Consider the following 22,050-nt stretch of genomic DNA (forward strand, 5'->3'; position numbering starts at 1 on the left):
GGTCAGAAAGATGAGGATCTCTGATTTAGCACTGCACTGATTTTTGGCCAGGGTCAAAAAGGCCGAAAACTCTACTTTACGCCGGTACTGAACAAAGGGAAGAGATCAAAGTGATGAAACGAATGGCCTATGGATACCAGGATAACGCCCATCTCTTCCTGAAGATCAAAGCAGTGTTCCCCGGTAAAACGCGATGAACCTTAAAAAGGCGTCACCGGGTTACCTCCATTTTTAGCAGAGTTTAAATCTATTAAATCAACTTCATTTTTTCTGCTATCGTTTTTTTAATTCCGTCAGCAAACTCTGGATATAAAGCAAAATTACACTCGATTTGATAAACAATTTTTACCTCGTCGATGATGTTAAACCTGGCCATCACACCATTATCCAGCAGAATAACCCCTTCATCGTCAATATCAGTATGCAGATAGGTTTTATAATCGGCGCCCTGTACGTCAAGGGTGGCAATAAACGCCTCAGCAGTTAATCGGCCCTCATACAGCCGAAGAGCATCAGCAAAAAAAACACGATTGTTAAAATATAGCTTTACCTCGAGCGCGCCATAATCGGTGAGACTAGCGTCGAATGAAAATATCTCGCTGTATCCCGCTTCGCCGGACGAATCATCACATTGCCCCTTGACCGTTGCATACGCCAGATCAATTTCTCTGTTATCCGCAGTAAAGAGGTAACCATCCCGTACGTATTTTTCTACCAGCTGATTTAAGCTGCCATTTTGCTTTAAATAATCTTTTATCTGCATGGGTTGGTTCCTTTGGCCTTATGCTCTTCTAAAACGGCCTTCACCGTTTTAATCTGTTTTAAACGATCCGCCGTCATTGAGCTAGCGGGTAAATCTATGCCACCCTGTGCGGCAGAGATCAAACGTGAGATATTTTTAGGATCATCAAGATAATTTTTTATTGATGCCTGTATTTTTCTCCATTGACTCGCACTGACACTGTCCGCAGCTTTATCGGCCGGTTCGACGGCTAAGTTGAGGACCGCTTTGGTCTTAGGATCGATATCGCCAGGCACCAAGCTGACATGGCCGCCTTTTGCTGGTAACCCTGGACCATGAACATTGACGTGTACGCCTCTGGCAGGTATGTCGGTCGCCGCTGAATTGGCTGAGATGGTATAGTCGTCTTTTTTTAATCCCCAGGGATCCGCCCACCCCAAAGGATTCGGCGCATAGCGATACGGGTTGACGCCCCCCACCAACCCAATCGGATCCTGGCTGATATATCCCCCCAACTGCGGATCGTAATAACGGTAGCGGTTATAGTGCAACCCGGTTTCGCCATCGAAATACTGCCCCTGGAAGCGCAGCGGATTGGCTAGTTTGTTAGCATACACCGTACCGGGTTCGCCCCAGACGCCACAGCATTGCGACCAGACAACTTCACCGCCGCCGTCGGTCAGCCGCAGCGGCGCGCCGTTCGGATCGCAATGATAATGGTAACTGCTGCGCTGCCCGTCTTGCTGCGTCAACAGGGCAAACGGCCGGAAACTGCCGGGATAGTAGACGTATTCTCGCAACCTGTTAAAGAGCGCCGCCTGTATCTTCTGCCGCCGCAGTCGGCCGGCGACATCGTGCAGCGGCAGCGGGCCAATCCCCTGCCCGGCAGGCGTGGCGACCTCCGCCAGTAAAGCATCACCCTGCCAGTAAAACCAGTGGGTTTCACGTGGCGTCTGCTTGCATACCCGCCTGCCCAGCCCATCATAGGCATAATGCGTCACACTGTCGCCCTGATGCACGGCGATCAACTGCTGGCTTTCATCCCAGACGAAATCCTGCCTGCTGCCGTCACTATAACGGCGCTGGCGCAGGTTGCCGGTACGATCAAAAACATAGCGCGTATCATTATGCCAGCCTTCGCGGAACCATCCCTCTGGCGTGTCGTTCAGCGCGCGTACCGTCAGCGCCAGCCGGTTGCCGGCCGCATCACAGACAAATCGGCGAATGTTTTCCGCCGGATCAATATGCACCAGCAAACGCCCGTCGGCATCATAACGATAACGGTCCCGTCCCCAGCGACTGTCGTCCCGTTCCAGCATATTGCCCTGACGATCGTAGCGGTAGCCGGTTGAGAACAAGGGCTGCTCGTTTTGCAGCATCCGCTGTGCGATAAGCTGGCCGTCCCCGTCATATTCCAACTGGCGTTCCAGTTCGGCGCTGAGCCGCTCGGTGCACAACCTGCCCGTCGCGTCATAGACCAGCTCTACCGCGGGATCGTCATTCAGGCCGATCGATGCCAGCAGTCCGGCGTCGTTCCAGCCAAATGCCACCCGATGGCCAGCATCGCTCTCGCGCAGTATGCGCTGCCCGGCGTCATTGTAATGGTGTCTGACGGTAAAACCGTCTTGCCGCTCCGCCAGCAGCCTGCCGGCGGCGTCGTAACGCCATTCCAACTGCCGCCAGCGGTTTTCGCACTGGATCAGTTGGCCGATGGCGTCATAGCGATAACGTGTCAGCAAAGCCTCGCCGCTGCGTTTCTCCTGTAACCGGCCAGCCCGATCGTAACCGTAGTCCAGCGTTCGCCCCTGCGGATCGGTGCGCCGCTGCAAACGGCCACAGCCATCCCATTGATAGCCGGTCGCCTGCCCCCAATAATCGCGTTCCTCGACCACCCGCCCCAGCCCATCGCGCCGCAAACACCACGTCTGCCCCAGCGGATTGACCACCGCCGTCAGTTGGTCTTCGGTGTCATACTGATACGCTACCCGTTCTCCCTCTGGCGTCAGGCATTCAGTGACCATGCCGGTGGCGTTATAACGCAGCAGAATCTGCTGCCCCGCTTCGTCGCGATAGCATACCGGTTGATCTTCACGATCGTATTCGATCGCCAGCCGTTTTCCATCCGCCGCAAGCACCTGCAACAGGCGATCTTTTGCGTCATATTCATAACGGGTCTGCTGACCAAGTTCGTCGGTTTTCACACGCAGATTACCGCGCAGATCGTAGCGGAGCTGCAATTGCTGTCCGTGATTGCTGGACAAAGCTTGCAAAAAGCCATAACGATCGTACTCACAGCGTTGCCGCTCGCCGTCGGCGGCCAAGAGTGCGATCGGCTGCCCCAGCTCATCATAACGGTAGCGGTGGGTCACGCCGGTCGGATCGCGTTGCGCCAGCAGGTTGCCCCGTTGGTCGTGTTCCATGAACCACTGGGCACCCTTCGCGTCAGACAACGCTACCAGCTGCGCCAAATCGTTATACGCCAGACTGACCCGGCTGCCATCGGGCTGGATCATCGCCACGATCAACCCTAGTGCGTCATACTCCCATTGATAACGCCGACCATCCGGCTGGGTAACGCTTAACGGACGCCCAAAATCGTCATAGCTAAAGACCGTATTGCCCCCCAACGGATCGATCTCGCTAATCGGCAAACCGCTACTGTCAAAGCGGATATGAGAGGTATAGCCAAGCGAATCGGTGACTTCGACTTCGTTCAGCAAATCGTGGTAGATAAACTGATAGTCATATAGCCCGCCATCGCCCCAGGCGTGGATCACTCGCCATTGCGGGTCATAGGCATAGTGAAAACGCTGACCGTTACGATCCTGATGCTGAGTCATACGCCGGCGCTGATAGTCAAAGCGGCGCGCGGCGCCCAACGCGTCAATCTCTGCCGCCAGTTGGTTATCGGCATCATATTCATAGCGGGCCAGCGGCGAGTAAACACCGTTGAGCGCATCGTATAAACGCATCACGGTGATACGCTGGCGCTCGCTGGTGATATGCACCTCTCGCCCGCTGGCGCCCTGGACAGAATATTCCACCAGCCGTGTCAGTTGCCCCTGCTGACGAACCAGCCGCCAGCCGTTGCCGTTGCGGTCCCCCAGCGATGCCAACGGCATGACGCTGCCATCGTCAAAGCAATATGACACCCCGTCATTGTCTTCATAGATCCAGCTGCGCTGGCGGTTCTGCCGTTCCCACCATAGGCGGCCACCATCCGGCAAGCCTATCGCCGCATGCTCACGCCCCGGCCGATCGGGAATGTTGCCAAAGGCGGTGATCCCCTGTGGCCGGGTTAACAGCATTACGCCACTGTCGTCCCGTTCCAGACGAATATCCGCTGGCGTTGTCCAGCCATAGCCACAATAACCGGCATCATCGATATCCGCCGACGAATAGTGGCGAGCCCAGATCAGCGGCAACCGCCCCGGTAGTACGAAGTCTCGATGTTCCAGCGCCACGCTGCCATCGCGTATATCGACCGGTTCAGCGCGCAGCACCTTGCACTTGAGGAAGCCGGGATCCATGTTTTTAAACAGTTTTTGCCGCAGTTGCTGAAACTGCGTCATCAACTTGGCGTAGCCCGCGCTTTTCTTGAATTTCTTCAACCCTTTACCCAATCCACTCAACCCGGCGCGCATCAACAGCGCCATCACGTTGACGGTGGGGGGACCGCCGACCACTACCTGGTTAGGGAGCGCCAGGTTGAGCGTCAGCGGCATCATCAGCGACAGCGGTTTGGGCTTGGCCAGGCGCTTCGGCCGGAACGGCGGCATCATACCGATGAAGTTGCAGCTCAACACCGGCATGGTGATACGCGAGAACGGCTCGCCGTCAACGCGCACCGTTTTGCTGCCCATAAACAGTTCGTTGTCCAACTGTGGCCCACCCGGCACACGCAGCGGAGGCAGCCACGGGCCACCGATCGGAATATGCACCGCCAGCCCGCCGGTGCCGGCGCTGGCCCGTTTGATACCGTTGACGTTTACCGTGGTGCCAATCAGCGGCAGGTAATCAAAAACGTCAAACACCAGGGCGATGTGCGGCGTCGGCAACGGGCCAAACGGATAGGTATGAATATCTATCCCAAGCTGAGGGTCAAAGTGCGAACTGGAGTGCATAGGCCGAACCTCAGTGTTCCCCGGTCAGAACAGCGCGCGCAGCAAGGCGCGCAGGAAGGTGCGCGCTTCGTAGGCCAGATCGCTGTCCGACAGGCTGATAAACCCGATCACCAGCAGCGTGACCACCACAATTATCACCACCTTGTTCATGCCTGATCCTTGTTGGTACTGCGTTGAATAAATTCTTCGGCGGCGTCCTGTGATGGCAGCGCCATGGTGTGCGGCATCTGTTGCCATTCACCGACCGGTGCATCAAACGGATGGGCAATCTCCGGCAAGCCGCTCCACTGCGGTTGCAGATACTGACGGCCGATGGCAATCGCCTGACGAAAGCCGGGGTAGCCCTCGAGGATCAGCTGTTCGCGCTGGCTACGTGCCTGCTGAAAACTCTGTTCCAGCGCCTGCTGTAACCGACTCTCCGCCAAGCGCACCGCCTGGAGGGTTGCCCCTTGCTGCGCCACCTCGCTTTCGGCGCGCAAGATAAGCTGCTGCTTGCGCTGTTGATAGGCGTCAGCGCAATCCGCCAGCGCCTGGGCCCGCTTATCATCCTGAATATGCAGTAAATCCTGCAGCGCCAGCGGCAGCGTGGTTTGCCCTCGCTCCTCGGCGGACAGCGGCCGTGCGGCATGAATCACCTGGGCATAATCCGCCAGCGCGTGGGTTTGATCGCCATCCAATACCAGGCATCGCCCCGCCATGCGCATCCCTTCGATCGCCAAGAGTCGGTTGCCCGCCAACTGCGCCAGCCCGGCAGCCAGCCGATAGGCACCAGCGGCCTGGCGATATTCGCCGACGCTGAACCAGGCACCGCCTTCGCCGAAGGCGCTTTGCATCTGCAGAGTGGTACGCAGCGGCTGGTCGCCGATGCCCTGCGCCACCTGCTGCGCCTGGCGATACGCCGCCACCGCCTTATCGGCAGACTTCCCCTTCACCCAACCGCCGCCGATGATGTTGTGCATCACTACCTGCTGTTCCAGCCAGCCTTGCTTAGCGGCAATGGCCAACGCCAGTCCGGCGCGGGTGGCAACCTGCTGCGGCGTACCGCGCTCCAATAGCAGCAACGCATCGGTCATAAACTGCCGGCAACGCAGACGATCGCCGTCGCGATCGCTGAGCTGACTGGCGGTCTGCTGCATCAGCGTCATACCGTCGATATCCGGCGTCATCAGCCGTACCCGCTGGGGAAATGCCTGCTGTAACGCTTGCCAGACTGGCTGTTCCAGCGTATCGATGAGCATCACGCGCACGCCCTCGGCGATGCGCTCTACATTCTGCGCCAGCCAGCGTTCCAGCGCTGCCCGATCGCTGACCTGTGCCGGGGTGAACACCGCCACCACATAGCGCAGCTGTTCGCGATGATGTTCGGCAAAGTGACCAAGCAACGCCTGCCACTGCGTTGCGCCAAGGCAGGGCAGCAGCGGCTCGAAATCCCAGCCCTGCGCACCGTCGCTGGCTTCATAGCGTTCGATCAATTCGTCTGCCAGCGCCCGGCTATAACCGTAAGCGGTATCAAACGGCGCCATAAAACCGATAAACAGATCCGGTGTGCTGTAGTCGCCCGGCGCTTGCTGTTGCAACGCGATAAATGCCTGGATCAGCGATTCGGCATTCGCCTTCACCCGCCAGATAAACAAACGCGCCGCCGGATCGTCGCTGGCCGCCAACCATTGCCGTTCCAGTTGCGCCATGAGCTGTTCGGTGGGATTTCTCGCCTGGCTGTGCATCATCGGCGTCCGCTCAGGCATTGAGTTCGATTTTGGTGCCGTTGACCATCACGCCCGCCGAATTGATGGTAATGCTGGCGCCGCCGGCAACAATTTCGATGCTGCCGGATGAAATAGTGATACCGGTAGATTCCCCTACGCTGATCTGGAACGCCTGCGACGCGCTATCGCTCACCACGCCATCGGTGTAACGCGTATCGCCGCCGTTAATCACGATGGTGCGCCCCTCGCCAATATTGACCTCCTGCTTTTGGCCAATCAGTTTGTTTTCGCTGCCGGTAATCGAGGCTTGACGATTGCCGGTTACCCCCAGCGTCTGGTGGCCGGTCACCTGCACCTCGCGGTTCTTTACGACGCTGACCTTCTCATTGCCATTCACCGTCCGGGTTCGATCCTGATTGACCGTCATCACCTGATTGCCTTCTACCGTTGCAGTCTGATTGCTCTTCACCGTCGCCGAATGTTCGCCGGTGATGGTCTCGCTGCGGCTTTGCTGCACCATAAGCGTTTCACTGCCTTCAACGGTTTGGCTGCGGTTCTGTTTTACCGTGGTGGTTTCATTGCCACTGACGGTCTTGCTGCGGTTTTGCCCGATAATCACCGTTTCGTTGCCATCGACGTTTTTGTTGCGATTCTGCTTGATGTGGCTGGTTTCATCGGCACCGACGGTTTTGGTGCGGTTGCTGCCGACGGAGTGGCTTTCCTCATTCTTGACGTTGGTATCCATGTTGCGTTCGGCCTGGATCCACAGCTGTTCCGATCCGGCCTTGTCTTCAAAGCGCAACGCGTTGGCATTATCCGGCGTACCGTCCTTCGAACGGCTCATAAACCCCATCTGCGTCGCCGCCGCCGGCAGCGCCCACGGCGGCATGCTGGCTTCGTTATAGACTCGCCCGATAATGATAGGCCGGTCCGGATCGCCGTTGATGAAATCGACCACCACCTCATCGTTAACCCGCGGGATCTGCACTCCGCCAAAGCCTTGACCGGCCCAGGCGCTGGAAACGCGGACCCAGCAGGAACTGGTGTCGTCGCCGGCCGCCAGCCGATCCCAGTGAAACTTGACCTTGACCCGGCCATACCTGTCGGTCCAGATCGATTCGCCTTTTGGCCCCACCACCTTGGCGGTTTGCGGCCCGCAGGTTTTCGGCCAGGGGGCTTGTTGCTCCGGGCGAAAGGGCACGTCGGCCGGCATTACGTTGAAATCGATACGGTGCTCGCTGCTCTCTCCGCCGCTGGCATAGCGATTTTCACGCAGGTGGTACTCCGCCTGGGTCACCAGATACTCGCCATTGTCGCTGGCGTAAGGGGCGTTATGCAGGGTAAAGGTATGTCCCGGCGCAATCCCCAATGCGGTGCCGGTGCCGCTGGTTTGCTGGTGCCCGGCCTGCCAGGCCTCTTGCCGGATACGCGCGTAGAATTCCCCATGCTGATGATCGACAAAGCGTCCTGGCCAATCGTAAACGTCAATCTGCCCCGGCTGGGGAGAAGCCGGATTCTGCCGAGCCTGGAACAGCCAGGCGTTGGGTTTGCGGAAGTCGTAATCATCAATGCTGTAAATACCTGGCGTCACCACATCGTTGACCGACCACTGGCTGATGCCCTCTTCCGCCGTGCTGCCGCCGGAAGGGGTCATGTGATACACAATGGTTTCGTAACCTTCGAAGGGTTGATGCGCCTGCGGCGCATCCATCAGCACCAGCGTCTGCTTGCCCATTTCATGGCGGAAGAAGTAGTAAATGCCCTCCAGCTCCATCAGCCGGCTGATGAAGTTGTAGCTGCTCTCCTGATATTGCACGCAATATTCCCACTGCCGATAGGCGCCGGTCAGCCGATCCTCGCAGGTGACATTCTGCTCCGCCAGCAAGGTTTTAACGATCTGCGGCACCGTCAACTGCTGGAAAATACGGAAGTTGCGATCGCGCATCATCGGCCACAGATCCGGCTCCAGCCGCAGCTGATATACCGCATAGCGCGTGTCGTTGAGTTCCTGGCTGCGCACCGCCGCCGCCGTAACCTTGCCGTTCAGGTAGCGTGGCGTAAGCAGGTTCTGGGTAGGAATGGCCAGCGTGACCGGCTGGCCGAGCAATGCCCGGCGATCGAGGCGAAAGTTTTGGCTAAGCAGTTCCACCTGAAAGACATAGGGCCTGGCGAGTTGCTCGCTGCCCTGCAAAGACCAGAACATCAGCGCGTCAGGCCCGAGAGGAGTATGTGCAGTAATCCGATCCAGCATAAGCAAAACCCGTGCAGAGAAGTGTCAGATTAAAAAATCACCTGTATCACCTTCTAGCGTATTTTTACTTTCTGGTACAACATTTATTAGTGAAATTAACCAATTCTGTGAGACGGTCTGAATTATTGCCTGAAAATGACCAACGATCATTAACATACCTTATGGCGATATTAATTTTCTTATTGATTTCCTTATTGATTTCGCCAGGTTAGTCAGCAATTATCACCAGTTCACTCCGTTTATTTTCAGGACACCTTATGAACCAGCCAACCACCATATTGTATACCGATGCCAACTTCTTCAGCCCTTATGCGATGTCCGCGTTTATCACGTTGAGCGAAAAAAACATTCCATTCAAAACGGTGCCGGTCGATTTATCGCGGGGCGAACATCTTGGCGCTGCTTTTGCCGATATTTCGCTGACCCATCGAGTGCCAACCTTGATCCATAATGGTTTTGCCCTGACAGAATCCTCGGCTATTGACGAATACCTGGAAGAGCTGTTCCCACAGCCACCGGTGTATCCGCGCGATCTACAGCTGCGCGCCAAGGCGCGTGAAGTTCAGGCCTGGTTGCGCAGCGATCTGCTGCCAATCCGCGCCGAGCGTCCGACCGAAGCCGTTTTCAACGGCGGCAAATTCGCCGCGTTATCCACCGAGGCGCAAGCCGCGGCGCAGAAGTTGTTCACCGCCGCCAACAGGCTACTGGTACATGGGCAGGAACATCTGTTTGGTGAATGGTGCATTGCCGACAGCGATTTGGCGTTGATGCTCAACCGCTTGGTCATGCACGGTGATGCGGTGCCGGAGCATCTGCAGCGCTATGCCCAACAACAGTGGCAGCGCCCTTCGTTGCAGGCCTGGCTGGCGCTCTCTCGCTAAACGCACACAAGATTGGCATGATATTCCTGCCAATCTTGTCAACGTTTAACCGGAAAGGAAAGTGTATCTAACACTGAGTAATTACGGGAGTCAGTTGTAATTGTTTATTGTGTTTTTTAATTGTTCCGCATATTGATAAATATCATCCAGAGTTTCGATCGGATGACGCGTTTCTTTCTTTTCTTCATCAAAAACACCGATATACAGTTGATTACGGTTAAAATGCAAGCGGCATATAGGTTTTCTATTATTATCATCTAATAATATACCGAAGTAGCTTTTTGTATCTCTGTAAGTAATACGCGTAGATTCAACCACCGTACGCACGATCGACTTAACAATATGGAAGCCTTCTATTTCATGCTCCGATGTAATGATGTCATCCTTATCATCTTCTGACTGTTCGGCATTGATCTCGCCGGCATCGTCCTTGACTTCACTGTCTGTTGCATTTTTTACCGTACCGCTGATAGCTGATTTTAAGCGTTCGTTGACTTGATCATTGAGCCATTGATTTGCAGCTTTCTTTGTCAATAGGGTAAATAAGTCTCTGACTTTTTGCGTCAGCATGCCGTCATAAACTCGAGATGCAAATAACTTTACAAAATCTTCTTCTGGGTTGGTAAATTGTGTTGAAAAGATTTTTTTGATTTGGCTTACATATTTCAATTCACCGGCAGCATTGACAATAGACTCGACATCAAACGCTGATTTGGTCAATTTAACTAATTCTGGAACGACGTTTTCGTCAATGTCTAACAAGTCTAACTCGAGGAACGGCTTTTCATCCATCTTGTTTGGTGCGTCGAGATCGGTAAAAAATTTATAAACCTGACCATTGGTTAAGACGGAAATCCTTGCATTAGTAACGTGAAAATATCTGAACAGTTGCGAAGCATGATTGATATTAAGAGGCTCACCTATTTTCTTACACTCAATAAGAATTTGTATTTCACCTCCTTTCAATATGGCGAAGTCGATTTTCTCGCCTTTTTTAGTACCGACATCACAAATGAACTCCGGAATGACTTCTGTAGGATCAAAAACGTCATAGCCAAGCACGCGGTTGATGAATGGCATGACAAAGGCGCTTTTTGTCGCTTCTTCTGTTTGAATAAATGAAGATTGTTGTTTTATCTTTGCAGAAAGGCTGTGTAACTCGTCCAAAATATCCATGGAAGTCATCCCCTTGTTATATAGATATTGTACAGCACAGCATAAATCTATATAAAAAAATAGTGACTGACTAGCCGTTTGGAAAAATTATTAAAATACATAACTTTGCTTATTATTTTATTTTTAACCATAAAATATAAGCAGTTGAATTACTTTAATTAAAAAATCGGCGGCCACGACGCCGCCGTTCTCTATGCAGAGAAAACACATCACTTGAGGGAGAGGGTTACCATCCTGCCGGCAGGAAGCCAAGCAGCGACGCAATGGCATATACCGCGCTGGACAGATACAGCAGCACAATGCTGATTTGCAGCAGGGGGTGAGTGATCCAGTTGCATTGCCAGCGTGGCGTCATGTCACCATTTTTGCGCGCGCCACGCAGGATCAGCATCGGCATAATCGACAGAATCACGCCGCTGAATACGCCGGCAAAGTACAGTGCGTTAACGAATGAAACAAAGCCGCTGTAAGCCAGTACGAACGGCGGTACCACCACCAGCAGCAACACGCCAAAACGGCGCAGCGGCTGTTCGTCGTCACCCAGACGGAATTTGTCGAAAATATTGGTCAGGAAGCTGCCGCCCAGGCCCCAATATGATGTCAGCATGGCGCACAGCGCAAAGATATTCGCCGAAAAGAATGCCCACTGCCCCAGCGCCTGTCCCCAGGAAATGGTGGCGACATCAGAAATGCCGTCCAACCCGCTGAGCGCAATCACCGACAGCGGCACTGCCGCAAGCAGCACAAAGGTGATCACCATGCCGACGATAATCGCCTTGGGCAACTGTTCCGGTTTGTTCGAGAAGCCGCGCGCCATCTCCGGCACGATATATTGCGCAGAAAAACAGAACACCACCACGTTGAACACCGGCACCATAAACCGCCAGTCGCCATCGAGCAGGTTGCGCATTTGCGTGGTGTCTTTTAGCAGCGTCGCCATCACCAGCACGCTGAGCATCACCACCATGCCGATGCTGATAAACTTTTCACCCCGGCCGATAGCCTTCAAACCAAGGTACAACACGCCTGCAGCCGGTATGAAGAACAGCAGACTGCCGAACGCCGGGGAAATACCGGACAAGGATTGCAGCAATTTGCCGCTACCGGTCATATAGGCGGTCAACGCGCCAACGCTGTTGACGCAGACCGACGCAAACATCAGCCAGGCGCCCAGACCGCCGACGTAGCGTTTCGCCAGGCCGCTCAGCTGTAAATGCGCACGGGTGCGCAGCGTGGATTCGGCGACGTACAGCATGGTGATGGTCGTCAGGCAGCCGACCAGCACCAGCCAGAACAGCAGTGGCAAAAAGCCGGCCTTGCTTGAAGCGTAGGCGATGGACAGCACGCCGGCACCGATGTTGGTACCGACGATCATCGCCACCCCTTCCAGGAAACTCAGTGATTTGGCGGGTGCAGATGCCCGCTCCCCGGCAAGCGCCGGAGACAGGGTGATGTTGTCAGAAGGCATAGATTATCCTTTGCAACCCGGCGGCAACGGCCACCGGGCGAGGTTATTGTCCCGAGGGTTAACAGCTCACGTCGATACACAGGTATTTCAGCTCCAGATATTCCTCTATCCCGTAGCGCGATCCTTCGCGTCCGAGCCCTGACTGTTTCACGCCGCCGAACGGCGCCACTTCGTTGGAAATCAGACCGGTATTGATGCCGACCATGCCGTATTCCAGCGCTTCCGGAACCCGCCACTGACGCGCTGCGTTTTGCGTGAAGACATAAGCCGCCAGACCAAATTCGGTATCGTTAGCCATGGCGATGGCCTCTTGCTCATCCTGAAAACGGAACAGCGGCGCTACCGGGCCGAAGGTTTCCTCTTTGGCGAAGCGCATCTGCTGCGTCACGCCGGTCACCACCGTCGGTTGATAGAAGGTGCCGCCAAGCGCGTGCGGCTGGCCGCCGGTGGCGATCTGCGCCCCTTTGATCAACGCGTCATCAATATGACTTTGCACTTTTTCGACCGCAGCCCGATCGATTAGCGGCCCCTGTGTGGTGCCCTCCAACGCGCCGTCGCCGACCTTGAGCTGTTCCACCGCGGCCACCAGCTTGTCCACCAGCCGATCGTAAATACCGGCCTGCACGTAAATCCGGTTGGCGCAGACGCAGGTCTGGCCGCTATTGCGGAACTTGGAGGCCATGATGCCGGCCACCGCCGCGTCCAGATTGGCATCGTCGAACACGATTACCGGCGCGTTACCGCCCAGTTCCAGCGACAGTTTCTTGATGGTCGGCGCACATTGCGCCATCAGAATGCGCCCCACTTCGGTTGAGCCGGTGAAGCTCAGCTTGCGCACCACCGGACTGTCGCATAACACTTTACCGACCTGCGCCGCGTCGCCGGTGACAATCTGCAACACCCCGGCAGGAATACCCGCGTCTTGCGCCAGCTTGCCCAGCGCCAGAGCGGTCAACGGCGTCTGTTCCGCCGGTTTGACGATGATGGCGCAACCTGCCGCCAGTGCCGGTGCCACTTTGCGGGTGATCATCGCCGCCGGGAAGTTCCACGGCGTGATCGCCGCACAGACGCCGATCGGCTGCTTTACCACTACCAGACGCTGCGAGGCCTGCGGCGCCTGTAATACCGCACCATCAACCCGCTTGGCCTCTTCGGCAAACCAGGTGATAAACGACGCGGCATACGCCACTTCGCCCCGCGCTTCCGCCAATGATTTCCCCTGTTCGGCGGTCATCAACTGGGCCAGATCTTCCTGGGCCGCCAGGATCCGCTCGGCCCATGCCAGCAACAACGCTGAACGCTGTTTGGCCGTTAGCTGCTTCCAGTCTTGCTGCGCCCGCTGCGCTGCGCCGATCGCCTGTTGGGTTTCTTCACCGCTGACCAGCGGGATCGACGCCAGCTCGACGCCGGTCGCCGGATTAATCACCGCTTCACGCTTGCCGCTCAGCGCATCGCACCATTCACCGTTGATCAGGCACTGGTTGCGCAGCAATTCGGGATTGTTCAGTTTCATGGCATGCGTTCCTTACTGAGCCAACGCGCGGGAAAGAATGCCCAGCGCTTCGGTAAATTGATCGTCTGGAATGGTCAACGGATACAGGAAACGAATCACGTTGCCGTTCACCCCGCAGCTCAGCAGCAACAGGCCTTCCTGTTGGGCTTTTTGCTGCACCTGACGGGTAAAGTCCGGTGACGGTTTCCCCGTGGCCGGGTCGTTGAACTCCACCGCCACCATCGATCCTTGCGCACGGATGTCGACGATCGCCGGGCAGGTTTCCCGCGCACGCTGCAACACTTCCACCAGGTGCTGGCCCAGACGCTGCGCACGCTGGCACAGCTGTTCTTCGTCAATCACCTCCAGCACCGCATGGGCTGCTGCCACCGCCAGCGGGTTACCGCCATAGGTGCCGCCCAGCCCGCCTGGCGCTGGCGCGTCCATCACTTCGGCACGGCCAACCACACCAGACAGTGGCATGCCACCCGCCAGACTTTTCGCCATAGTGATCAAATCGGCCTTCACGGCGTAATGTTCCATGGCGAACAGTTTGCCGGTACGTGCGAACCCGGTTTGTACTTCGTCAGCGACCAGCAGAATGCCATGCTCGTCGCACAGGGCTCGCAGCGCCTGCATGAACTCCGGCGGCGCGACGTTGAAGCCGCCTTCGCCCTGCACCGGTTCCAGCACGATCGCCGCCACCTGTTTCGGCTCGATATCCGCTTTAAAGATGCGTTCCAGGCTATTCATCGCGTCCTGCGTGCTGACGCCGTACAGCGCGTTCGGGTACTGGCCATGGAACACCGACCCCGGGAACGGGCCGAAGCCAAGTTTATAAGGCGCCACTTTGCCGGTCAGCGCCATGGTCATGTAAGTACGGCCGTGGAAACCGCCGCCAAAGGTAATAATCCCCGGCCGGCCGGTATGGGCGCGGGCAATTTTCACCGCGTTTTCCACCGCTTCGGCGCCGGTGGTGAAGAATGCAGTTTTAGCAGGTCCGTCGATCGGTGCGCGCTGGTTGATACGCTCGGCAAGCGCCACATAACTTTCGTACGGCACGATCTGATAAGCAGTGTGGGTAAACGACTTCAGCTGATGCTCAATGGCGGCGACCACTTTCGGATGGCGATGGCCAGTATTCAGCACCGCAATACCCGCGGCAAAATCGATAATCTTGTTGCCTTCCACATCCCACAGCGTGGCGTTTTCCGCCCGGTCGGCGTAGTAGCCGCACATGACGCCGATGCCGCGCGGGGTGGCATCAAGACGACGTTGATTCAGTTCTGCGTTTTTCATGGTTGTGTTCTCCGCCCAATGTCAGTTACACGTTTCGTTCACATTCGTGAAACAATGACGTTTATTTACACAGGGTGTGGCTCTATAATCGAGTGCCAGTTACGATTAATTGAGGGATCCACTTGCGTTCATTAAGCGGTGATTTACTGTTGCAAAGGCTGGGCGAACAACCGGATGACAAGCTGCATAAACGGCTTTATAACGCCATCCGCATCAGCATCCTTGACGGCAGTCTGCCACCCTCCAACCGTTTGCCCGCCTCGCGCGATCTGGCTCAGGAACTGGGCCTGTCGCGCAACACGGTTTTAACCGTTTATGAACAACTTTTGGCTGAAGGGTATGTATTTTCACGTGCCGGAAGTGGGACCTTCGTCGCAGAAACGGTGCCGGACAGCTGTTTGTCCACTGCCAGCATGCCAATTGGCAGCAACGGTGCCGAGCGCCCGCTGGAACTGTCCCAACGCGGCGAAGCGCTGTTGCAACACGCCAGCGCCAGCCCCAAGCAATGGGGAGCCTTCATTCCCGGTGTGCCGGACGTCAATGCCTTCCCGCACCAGCTGTTCAGCAAGATCCAGGCGCGCATCAGTCGTCGTCCAACGCCGCAACGCCTTACCTACAGCAATCAGGGCGGCAGTCCGGAGTTACAGCACGCGCTGGTGGATTATCTGCGCGTGGCGCGCTCGGTGCGCTGTTCGCCGGAGCAGATCCTGATTACCGAAGGCATTCATCAGGCGATCGATCTGGTGGCGCGCATGCTGTGCAACCCGCGCGACGAAGTGTGGATTGAGGAGCCGGGCTATTGGGGCATTCGCAACGTATTGCGCATGAATGATGTGGATATCCGCCCCCTGCCGGTGGATGAAGCCGGCATGGTGCCGCCGGAACAACCGGGTGGTGCGCCACGGCTGATTTTCGTCACGCCGTCGCACCAATACCCTCTGGGGTCGGTGATGAGTCTGGCGCGTCGCCAACGCCTGCTGGGGTTGGCGCGGCATGCCGGCGGCTGGATCGTCGAAGACGACTATGACAGCGAATTCCGCTTCTCCGGCCAACCGATTCCGGCGCTGCAAGGCCTGGAGGCGGATGCGCCGGTGATCTATATCGGTACCTTCAGCAAAACGCTGTATCCCGCGCTACGCCTGGGTTATGTGGTGCTGCCAAAGCCGTTGGTCGGCGCGCTGAAAACCGCCCATACCGAACTGTATCGCGGCGGACATTTGCTGATCCAGGCCGCATTGGCACAGTTCATCCAGGAAGGACATTACACCGCGCACATACGCCGCATGCGTTTGCTGTATGCCAAGCGGCGCGCATTTCTTACCGCGCTTATCGAACAGCATCTTGGCAAGCAGGCGCTCAGCGAATTCAACAGCAATGCCGGTCTGCATCTGATCCTCAACCTGCCCGACAGCGCCAACGACGTGGCGATCGCCGCCGCCGCCAGCGCGCGTGGCGTTCTGGTACGACCGCTTTCGCGTTATTACATGCTGCCGAACCACCGCCGCGGCCTACTGATGGGCTTTGCCTGCGTACCGGAAGAACAGATGGCCGCGGCGTTCACCCTGCTGCTGGACTGCATTTTACAGTGTCAGGCTTTGCCAGCCGAGCTCTCCCCAGTCCAGCCGGTGGGTTAACCGTAGCCCCTGCAGGAACGCATCATCATGGGAAACCACCAGCAGCGCGCCGGGATAGCCCTTCAGCGCCGCCTCTATCGCCTGTAACGACGCCAGATCGAGATGGTTGGTGGGCTCGTCCAGCAGCAGCAACTGCGCCGGTTGCCGGCGCCACAACGCACAGGCCAGCGCCGCTTTCAGGCGTTCGCCACCGCTGAGCATCGCCAGCGGTAGCCGTAGCCGATCGGCACCCAGCTGTAACTGTGCCAACCGGGTACGCAGTTCGCCTGCGACCATCGGCGAGTCTTCCAGTGCCAGATGATCGAATACCGATCGCGACAGATCGAACTGGCTCAGCGATTGATCGAGGTAGGCGGCGCTGACCGCCAGTCGGCAATCGCCAACCCGCGCCGCCAACTGCCCGGCGATCACTTTCAGCAAGGTGGATTTACCGCAGCCGTTCGGCCCTCCGATCGCCACCCGTGACGGCCCCGTCAGGCGCCAGCTGAGCGGCGGCAGCGTCACGAACGGCAACTGTACGCCTTCCAGTTCCAGTACCTGCTTGCCCGCCGCCACCGCGCTGCCCGGCAGGGTAAACATCACCGGGCTCTCATCTTCGACCCGCTGTTGCGCGGCGCATACCTTGTCATCCAGCACCTGTTTCTGTCGCAGATGCTGCTTGCGCAGCGTACCCAGGCTTTCTTTCGCCGCGCCCTTGTATGCTACCCGTTCAAAAGATGCGATGTTGAGATTGTCCACGTTACGCAACGTGCTGGCCGAGCGACGCTGGCTGGCGTCGTGCTCTTTGATCAGCCGGGTGCGGGCGCGTTTACGCTCCTGCGCCGCATGTTCCAGCACTTCACGTGCCGCCTGCCGTTGACGTTCGCGCTGACGGCGATAATCCTGGTAGTTGCCGCTGTAGCTGATCACCCCGTCGGGGGTCAGTTCTACAATACGCTGCATATGCATCAACAGTTGCCGATCGTGGCTGGCGACCAGCATCCCGCCGCGCCACGCCGCCAGTTGCCGATACAGCCATTCGCGTCCGTGGCGATCCAGGTGGTTGCTCGGTTCATCCAGCAGCAGAAAATCAGCACGGGAAATAAATGCGGCACACAGCGCGGCGCGCATGCGTTCGCCGCCGCTTAGCGCCCCGGCAGGCTGATGCATTTCCAGCGCCGGTAACCCCGCCGCGGTAAACGCCGCCTGCAGTCGTTCAATCAGATCCCACTGCCCATCCAGCAACTCGACGTCGTCGGCCAGCATTTCGCCACGTTCCATGCGCGCCAATGCAGCCATCTCGTCGCCGAAACCGAGCCAGTGTGCCACCGTCACGTCCGTTGCTATCTCGTTGTGCTGCGCCACGCTGGCGATCACACCGTGGGTTTCCACGTGGCCGCCGCCAGGACAATCCTCTCCGGCCAGCAGGCGCAATAGCCGACTTTTGCCGACGCCGTTGCGACCTACCAGCGCGCAGCGTCGCCGATCAAGGTGCAGGTTGAGCGGGCCGAACAGCGTTTCGCCGTCAGCAAATTGGCAGGTCAGTTGGTGTAAAACCAGATAAGGGGATGGCGAAAAATGAGCCATAGGCACTCCTGAATGAAATCAACATATCCCCATCCGTCAACAAAGTGCGCGGCATGGGACCAGATTCAACAGGCGTGTTTGTTCATTTTCGGTCAGGACTCCAGCAGGAAACAGAATAAAGCGGACAGATGTTAACCTGACGACCATGCAAAATGCAAAGGCCGAGCGGTATTTATGACGCCCATCACATTCAGCGCAACATAGATTTCAAACTTATCGGACAACGGCTAGATTTATCTCATCCGACCACTTGAGCAAAGTACGTCGACCCGCAAAAGCAGGGTCCGCACCCGTTCGACGCGCTAGAGGCTCCCCGCTCCTGCCGCCAACGATCGGCGTTGCCGCCTTGCAGCGACGTGCATGATGCCGGGTAGAATCACCTGCATAACAATAACGACGGGTTGCAGATGCAACCCGATGGAGATGGCAATGAGCGCATACCCACATCTGTTGGCACCGCTGGATCTTGGCTTCACCACCCTGAAAAACCGGGTGCTGATGGGCTCGATGCACACCGGACTGGAAGAGCTGCCCGATGGCCCGCAAAGAATGGCGGCATTTTACGCCGAGCGTGCGGCAGCCGGCGTCGCGCTGATCGTCACCGGCGGTATCGCGCCGAATGACAAGGGCGTGGTCTACCGCGGCGGTTCGATCCTCAATCAACCACAGCAGGTGGCGCATCACCGCATTGTCACCGATGCCGTGCACCAGGCCGGTGGCAAGATCGCGCTGCAAATCCTGCACGCCGGGCGCTACAGTTATCAACCACAACCGGTGGCGCCGTCTGCGCTGCAAGCGCCGATCAACCCTTTCACGCCCACCGCCCTCAGCCACCAGCAGATTGAAGATACCATCGCCGATTTTGCCCACTGTGCCGCGTTGGCTCAGCAGGCTGGCTATGACGGCGTTGAAGTAATGGGATCCGAAGGTTACCTGATCAACCAGTTTCTGGTCGCTCGCACCAACCAGCGCGATGACCAATGGGGCGGCAGCGCGGAAAACCGCATGCGCTTTGCCGTGGAGATCGTGCGCGCCGTGCGCCAGGCGGTGGGCCGGGAATTCATTGTGATCTACCGCCTGTCGATGCTCGATCTGGTCGAGGACGGCTCCAGTTGGCAGGAGATCGAACGTTTGGCGCAGGCGATTGAGCAGGCTGGCGCGACGCTGATCAACACCGGCATCGGCTGGCATGAAGCGCGCATTCCCACCATCGCCACCATGGTACCGCGCGCCGGCTTTAGCTGGGTAACGCACAAGCTGATGGGCAAAGTCGGCATTCCTTTGATCACCACCAACCGCATTAACGATCCGGCGGTGGCAGAACAAACGCTGGCGCAGGGTTGCGCCGATATGGTTTCCATGGCGCGGCCGTTTCTGGCGGACGCCGAGTTCGTACGCAAGGCTGCCGAAGGCCGCGCCGATGAAATTAACACCTGCATCGGTTGTAACCAGGCCTGCCTGGACCAGATTTTTGACGGCAAGCTGACCTCATGCCTGGTCAACCCGCGCGCCTGTCGCGAAAGCGAGATGCCGCTGCTGGCGGCGGAACGCCCCAAACGTCTGGCGGTGGTCGGTGCCGGCCCCGCTGGCCTGGCGTTCGCCACCACCGCCGCCAGCCGTGGCCATCAGGTCACGCTGTTCGACGCCGCTGCGGAGATTGGCGGTCAGTTCAATATCGCCAAGCAAATCCCCGGCAAAGAAGAGTTCCATGAAACCCTGCGCTACTTCCGCCGCCAATTGGCGTTGCGCGAAGTGACGCTGCGGCTCGGCAAGCGCGTCGAGGCGCAGGATCTGACCGAGTTTGACGAGGTGATCCTGGCCTGTGGCATCGTGCCGCGCACCCCGGACATTCCCGGTATCGACAACGCCAAGGTGCTGAGCTATCTGGATGTGCTGCGCGACAAGAAGCCGGTTGGTCAGCGGGTGGCGATCGTCGGTGCCGGCGGCATCGGCTTCGACACCGCCGAATATCTGAGCCAGCACGGCGAGGCCAGCAGCCTGGACAGCGAAGCGTTCAATCGCGAATGGGGTATTGATTCACAGCTCAATCAGCGCGGCGGGCTGGCAGCCGACGGCCCCCAGGTACCACGCGCGCCGCGGCAGATTTTCCTGCTGCAGCGTAAGAGCAGCAAAGTGGGTGATGGGCTGGGGAAAACCACCGGCTGGATCCATCGCGCCAGCCTGGCGATGCGCGGCGTGAAGATGCTCAACAGCGTCAGTTATCAACGTATTGATGATGAAGGTCTGCATATTGAACGCGCCGATCAGGCCAGCTGTCTGCCGGTAGACACCATTGTGATCTGTGCCGGGCAGGAGCCACGCAGAGAACTGCAACAGCCCCTGTTAGCGCTGGGAAAAACCGTGCATTTGATCGGCGGTGCCGACGTGGCCGCAGAACTGGATGCCCGACGGGCGATCGATCAGGGCACCCGGCTGGCGATGGCGCTGTAACAATATAAAAAAGGGCGCATCAGCGCCCTTTCACATCAGTAACGTGCACCGGTCTTGACCGACTTCAGCACCAGGAACTTCTGGTTCGAAGCCACCGTTACACAGTTGCCAAACAAGCGCTTCAGCTTCTGGTAGTAATCCAGATGGCGGTTGCCGACGATGCGCAGTTCCCCGCCCACCTTCAGGCAACGCTTGGCATCGAGGAACATTTGCCAGGCGGTTTCGTCGGTAATCGCATGCTGCTGGTGGAACGGTGGATTACACAGCACTGCCTGCGCACTGCCGCCTTCCATCCCCGCCAGCGAATTGTTGACGATAAACTGGCAACGCTCCACATCCTGCGGCAGGTTGTGTTTAACATTCAGCTCGCTGGATGCCACCGCCATATAGGATTCATCGACGAAGGTCAGCTGCGCGTCCGGGTTTTGCCGCAGCGCCGTCAAACCAACGACGCCGTTGCCGCAGCCCAGATCGATAATCTCGCCGCTCAGATCGCTCGGCAGGTTTTCCAGGAACAGACGTGCGCCGATATCCAGGCCACCACGGGAAAATACGTTGGCGTGGTTGTGGATCAGCATGTCGGTGCCGTCCAGCAGCCAGTCGGTGGTTTCCGCCGCGGCCGGCGGCACGATGTCCGCCACCTGGCAGTTGATCAGGCGCGCCTTTTTCCACGCCAGCGTGGTACGCGTCGGCCCAAGCAGCTGTTCGAACAGTTGCAGCGTCGAAGTATGGATATCACGCACCTTGGCGCCACCGATAATCACCGTATCCGGCGCCACCACCTTGCGCAGCGCGCGCAGTTGCTGTTCCAGCAGTGCCAGCGCCTTCGGCACTTTGATCAGCACCAGCGCCGGCGCGGCAGGCAACGCATCCAGGCTGCCCAGCAGCGTGACCGGCTCGGCATCCAGACCGTTCAAGGCCAGATTGTGGCGCGTAGCCAGTTGGCTGACGTAAGAATCGCTGACGCTGTAGGGATTCAACGCGTGCAGTGCGCAGGTCAGCGCACCAAAACTGTCATTGAAAATCACCACCGGCCGGCCGCCGAAGTCTGTATTTTCAATCTGTTGCAGCAGATATTCATCCGCCGCTTCCCATGCCTGTAATTGGGTGGCGGCTTCCTGATGGGGATAACGCTCCAGCTCAAGTTGCCGTGTTCCCAGATCGAGTTGGCTCATTGCCCCTCCTGACTGTTAAAATTTGGGCTGTTTATCCCCTAAAAACGGCCATCAGTAAAATGTTTTTTGGTATTAATTGCCCTTT

14 protein-coding genes are annotated in these 22,050 nt (G+C 57.5%); 3 read left to right on the forward strand and 11 right to left on the reverse strand.

The window, feature by feature from the left end:
* Positions 1 to 250: 250 nt before the first annotated feature.
* Genes AC2AXP_RS11490 through AC2AXP_RS11510 form a run of 5 tightly spaced genes read right to left on the reverse strand, consistent with a single transcriptional unit; the run spans position 251 to position 8,823 of the window.
* Positions 251 to 763 carry a hypothetical protein gene (locus tag AC2AXP_RS11490; protein ID WP_102991041.1) on the reverse strand — a complete coding sequence of 171 codons (513 nt, stop codon included), beginning with the start codon at positions 761 to 763 and terminating at the stop codon, positions 251 to 253.
* Positions 754 to 4,866 carry an RHS repeat-associated core domain-containing protein gene (locus AC2AXP_RS11495; protein WP_484381688.1) on the reverse strand — a complete coding sequence of 1,371 codons (4,113 nt, stop codon included), beginning with the start codon at positions 4,864 to 4,866 and terminating at the stop codon, positions 754 to 756. Before AC2AXP_RS11495 ends, AC2AXP_RS11490 begins: the two co-directional genes overlap by 10 nt.
* A 24-nt stretch (positions 4,867 to 4,890) precedes the next feature.
* Entirely contained in the window at positions 4,891 to 5,016 is a 126-nt protein-coding gene (locus AC2AXP_RS11500; RefSeq protein ID WP_004958266.1) for a hypothetical protein, read from the reverse strand.
* Positions 5,013 to 6,593 (reverse strand): hypothetical protein, encoded by a 1,581-nt coding sequence (locus AC2AXP_RS11505; protein WP_484381689.1) that lies wholly within the window; start codon positions 6,591 to 6,593, stop codon positions 5,013 to 5,015. The genes AC2AXP_RS11500 and AC2AXP_RS11505 overlap by 4 nt, the downstream gene beginning before the upstream one ends.
* Before the next feature lie 10 nt (positions 6,594 to 6,603).
* Positions 6,604 to 8,823, reverse strand: coding sequence for a type VI secretion system Vgr family protein (locus tag AC2AXP_RS11510; protein WP_273869241.1), 2,220 nt, complete (start codon positions 8,821 to 8,823; stop codon positions 6,604 to 6,606).
* 257 nt (positions 8,824 to 9,080) lie between these two features.
* Here AC2AXP_RS11510 and yfcF point away from each other — a divergent pair, with 257 nt between their 5' ends.
* Positions 9,081 to 9,704 carry a glutathione transferase gene (gene yfcF / locus AC2AXP_RS11515; protein ID WP_004958258.1) on the forward strand — a complete coding sequence of 208 codons (624 nt, stop codon included), beginning with the start codon at positions 9,081 to 9,083 and terminating at the stop codon, positions 9,702 to 9,704.
* A 90-nt stretch (positions 9,705 to 9,794) separates the two neighbouring features.
* Here the strand turns inward: yfcF and AC2AXP_RS11520 are convergent, their stop codons facing one another.
* The 4 genes from AC2AXP_RS11520 to AC2AXP_RS11535 all read right to left on the reverse strand — a co-directional run bounded on the left by AC2AXP_RS11520 (position 9,795) and on the right by AC2AXP_RS11535 (position 15,139).
* Positions 9,795 to 10,880: a type I restriction endonuclease gene (locus tag AC2AXP_RS11520; protein WP_198774123.1), complete on the reverse strand. Its 1,086-nt coding sequence runs from the start codon at positions 10,878 to 10,880 to the stop codon at positions 9,795 to 9,797.
* Between the two features lie 226 nt (positions 10,881 to 11,106).
* A complete protein-coding gene (locus tag AC2AXP_RS11525; protein ID WP_484381690.1) occupies positions 11,107 to 12,348 on the reverse strand; it encodes an aromatic amino acid transport family protein in 1,242 nt (413 codons plus the stop codon).
* A 58-nt stretch (positions 12,349 to 12,406) separates the two neighbouring features.
* A complete protein-coding gene (locus tag AC2AXP_RS11530; RefSeq protein WP_004958251.1) occupies positions 12,407 to 13,861 on the reverse strand; it encodes an NAD-dependent succinate-semialdehyde dehydrogenase in 1,455 nt (484 codons plus the stop codon).
* Positions 13,862 to 13,873: 12 nt separating this feature from the next.
* Positions 13,874 to 15,139, reverse strand: a complete 1,266-nt coding sequence (locus tag AC2AXP_RS11535) for a 4-aminobutyrate--2-oxoglutarate transaminase (protein WP_004958250.1) — start codon at positions 15,137 to 15,139, stop codon at positions 13,874 to 13,876.
* Between the two features lie 122 nt (positions 15,140 to 15,261).
* On the opposite strand from AC2AXP_RS11535, the gene pdxR reads away from it, so the two are divergent.
* Entirely contained in the window at positions 15,262 to 16,773 is a 1,512-nt protein-coding gene (gene pdxR, locus AC2AXP_RS11540) for a MocR-like pyridoxine biosynthesis transcription factor PdxR (RefSeq protein WP_198774122.1), read from the forward strand.
* Here the strand turns inward: pdxR and AC2AXP_RS11545 are convergent.
* Complete coding sequence (locus tag AC2AXP_RS11545) at positions 16,720 to 18,339, reverse strand: ABC-F family ATP-binding cassette domain-containing protein (protein WP_484381691.1); 1,620 nt, start codon at positions 18,337 to 18,339, stop codon at positions 16,720 to 16,722. The genes pdxR and AC2AXP_RS11545 overlap by 54 nt on opposite strands.
* A 429-nt stretch (positions 18,340 to 18,768) precedes the next feature.
* Between AC2AXP_RS11545 and AC2AXP_RS11550 the strand changes: the two genes are divergently transcribed.
* Positions 18,769 to 20,790, forward strand: coding sequence for an NADPH-dependent 2,4-dienoyl-CoA reductase (locus AC2AXP_RS11550; protein ID WP_039991689.1), 2,022 nt, complete (start codon positions 18,769 to 18,771; stop codon positions 20,788 to 20,790).
* A 35-nt stretch (positions 20,791 to 20,825) separates the two neighbouring features.
* Here the strand turns inward: AC2AXP_RS11550 and rlmG are convergent, their stop codons facing one another.
* On the reverse strand, positions 20,826 to 21,965 hold the full coding sequence (gene rlmG, locus AC2AXP_RS11555) for a 23S rRNA (guanine(1835)-N(2))-methyltransferase RlmG (protein ID WP_198774119.1): 1,140 nt from the start codon (positions 21,963 to 21,965) through the stop codon (positions 20,826 to 20,828).
* Between the last annotated feature and the right edge of the window lie 85 nt (positions 21,966 to 22,050).

Source organism: Serratia sp. Sp408, from assembly GCF_057180665.1.

Coding starts and splice junctions, on each gene's coding strand:
- AC2AXP_RS11545 (WP_484381691.1), bottom strand. CDS start 18,339: ATGGCTCATTTTTCGCCATCCCCTTATCTGGTTTTACACCAACTGACC.
- rlmG (WP_198774119.1), bottom strand. CDS start 21,965: ATGAGCCAACTCGATCTGGGAACACGGCAACTTGAGCTGGAGCGTTAT.
- AC2AXP_RS11490 (WP_102991041.1), bottom strand. CDS start 763: ATGCAGATAAAAGATTATTTAAAGCAAAATGGCAGCTTAAATCAGCTG.
- AC2AXP_RS11500 (WP_004958266.1), bottom strand. CDS start 5,016: ATGAACAAGGTGGTGATAATTGTGGTGGTCACGCTGCTGGTGATCGGG.
- yfcF (WP_004958258.1), top strand. CDS start 9,081: ATGAACCAGCCAACCACCATATTGTATACCGATGCCAACTTCTTCAGC.
- AC2AXP_RS11550 (WP_039991689.1), top strand. CDS start 18,769: ATGAGCGCATACCCACATCTGTTGGCACCGCTGGATCTTGGCTTCACC.
- AC2AXP_RS11505 (WP_484381689.1), bottom strand. CDS start 6,593: ATGATGCACAGCCAGGCGAGAAATCCCACCGAACAGCTCATGGCGCAA.
- AC2AXP_RS11535 (WP_004958250.1), bottom strand. CDS start 15,139: ATGAAAAACGCAGAACTGAATCAACGTCGTCTTGATGCCACCCCGCGC.
- AC2AXP_RS11525 (WP_484381690.1), bottom strand. CDS start 12,348: ATGCCTTCTGACAACATCACCCTGTCTCCGGCGCTTGCCGGGGAGCGG.
- AC2AXP_RS11520 (WP_198774123.1), bottom strand. CDS start 10,880: ATGGATATTTTGGACGAGTTACACAGCCTTTCTGCAAAGATAAAACAA.
- AC2AXP_RS11530 (WP_004958251.1), bottom strand. CDS start 13,861: ATGAAACTGAACAATCCCGAATTGCTGCGCAACCAGTGCCTGATCAAC.
- AC2AXP_RS11510 (WP_273869241.1), bottom strand. CDS start 8,823: ATGCTGGATCGGATTACTGCACATACTCCTCTCGGGCCTGACGCGCTG.
- AC2AXP_RS11495 (WP_484381688.1), bottom strand. CDS start 4,866: ATGCACTCCAGTTCGCACTTTGACCCTCAGCTTGGGATAGATATTCAT.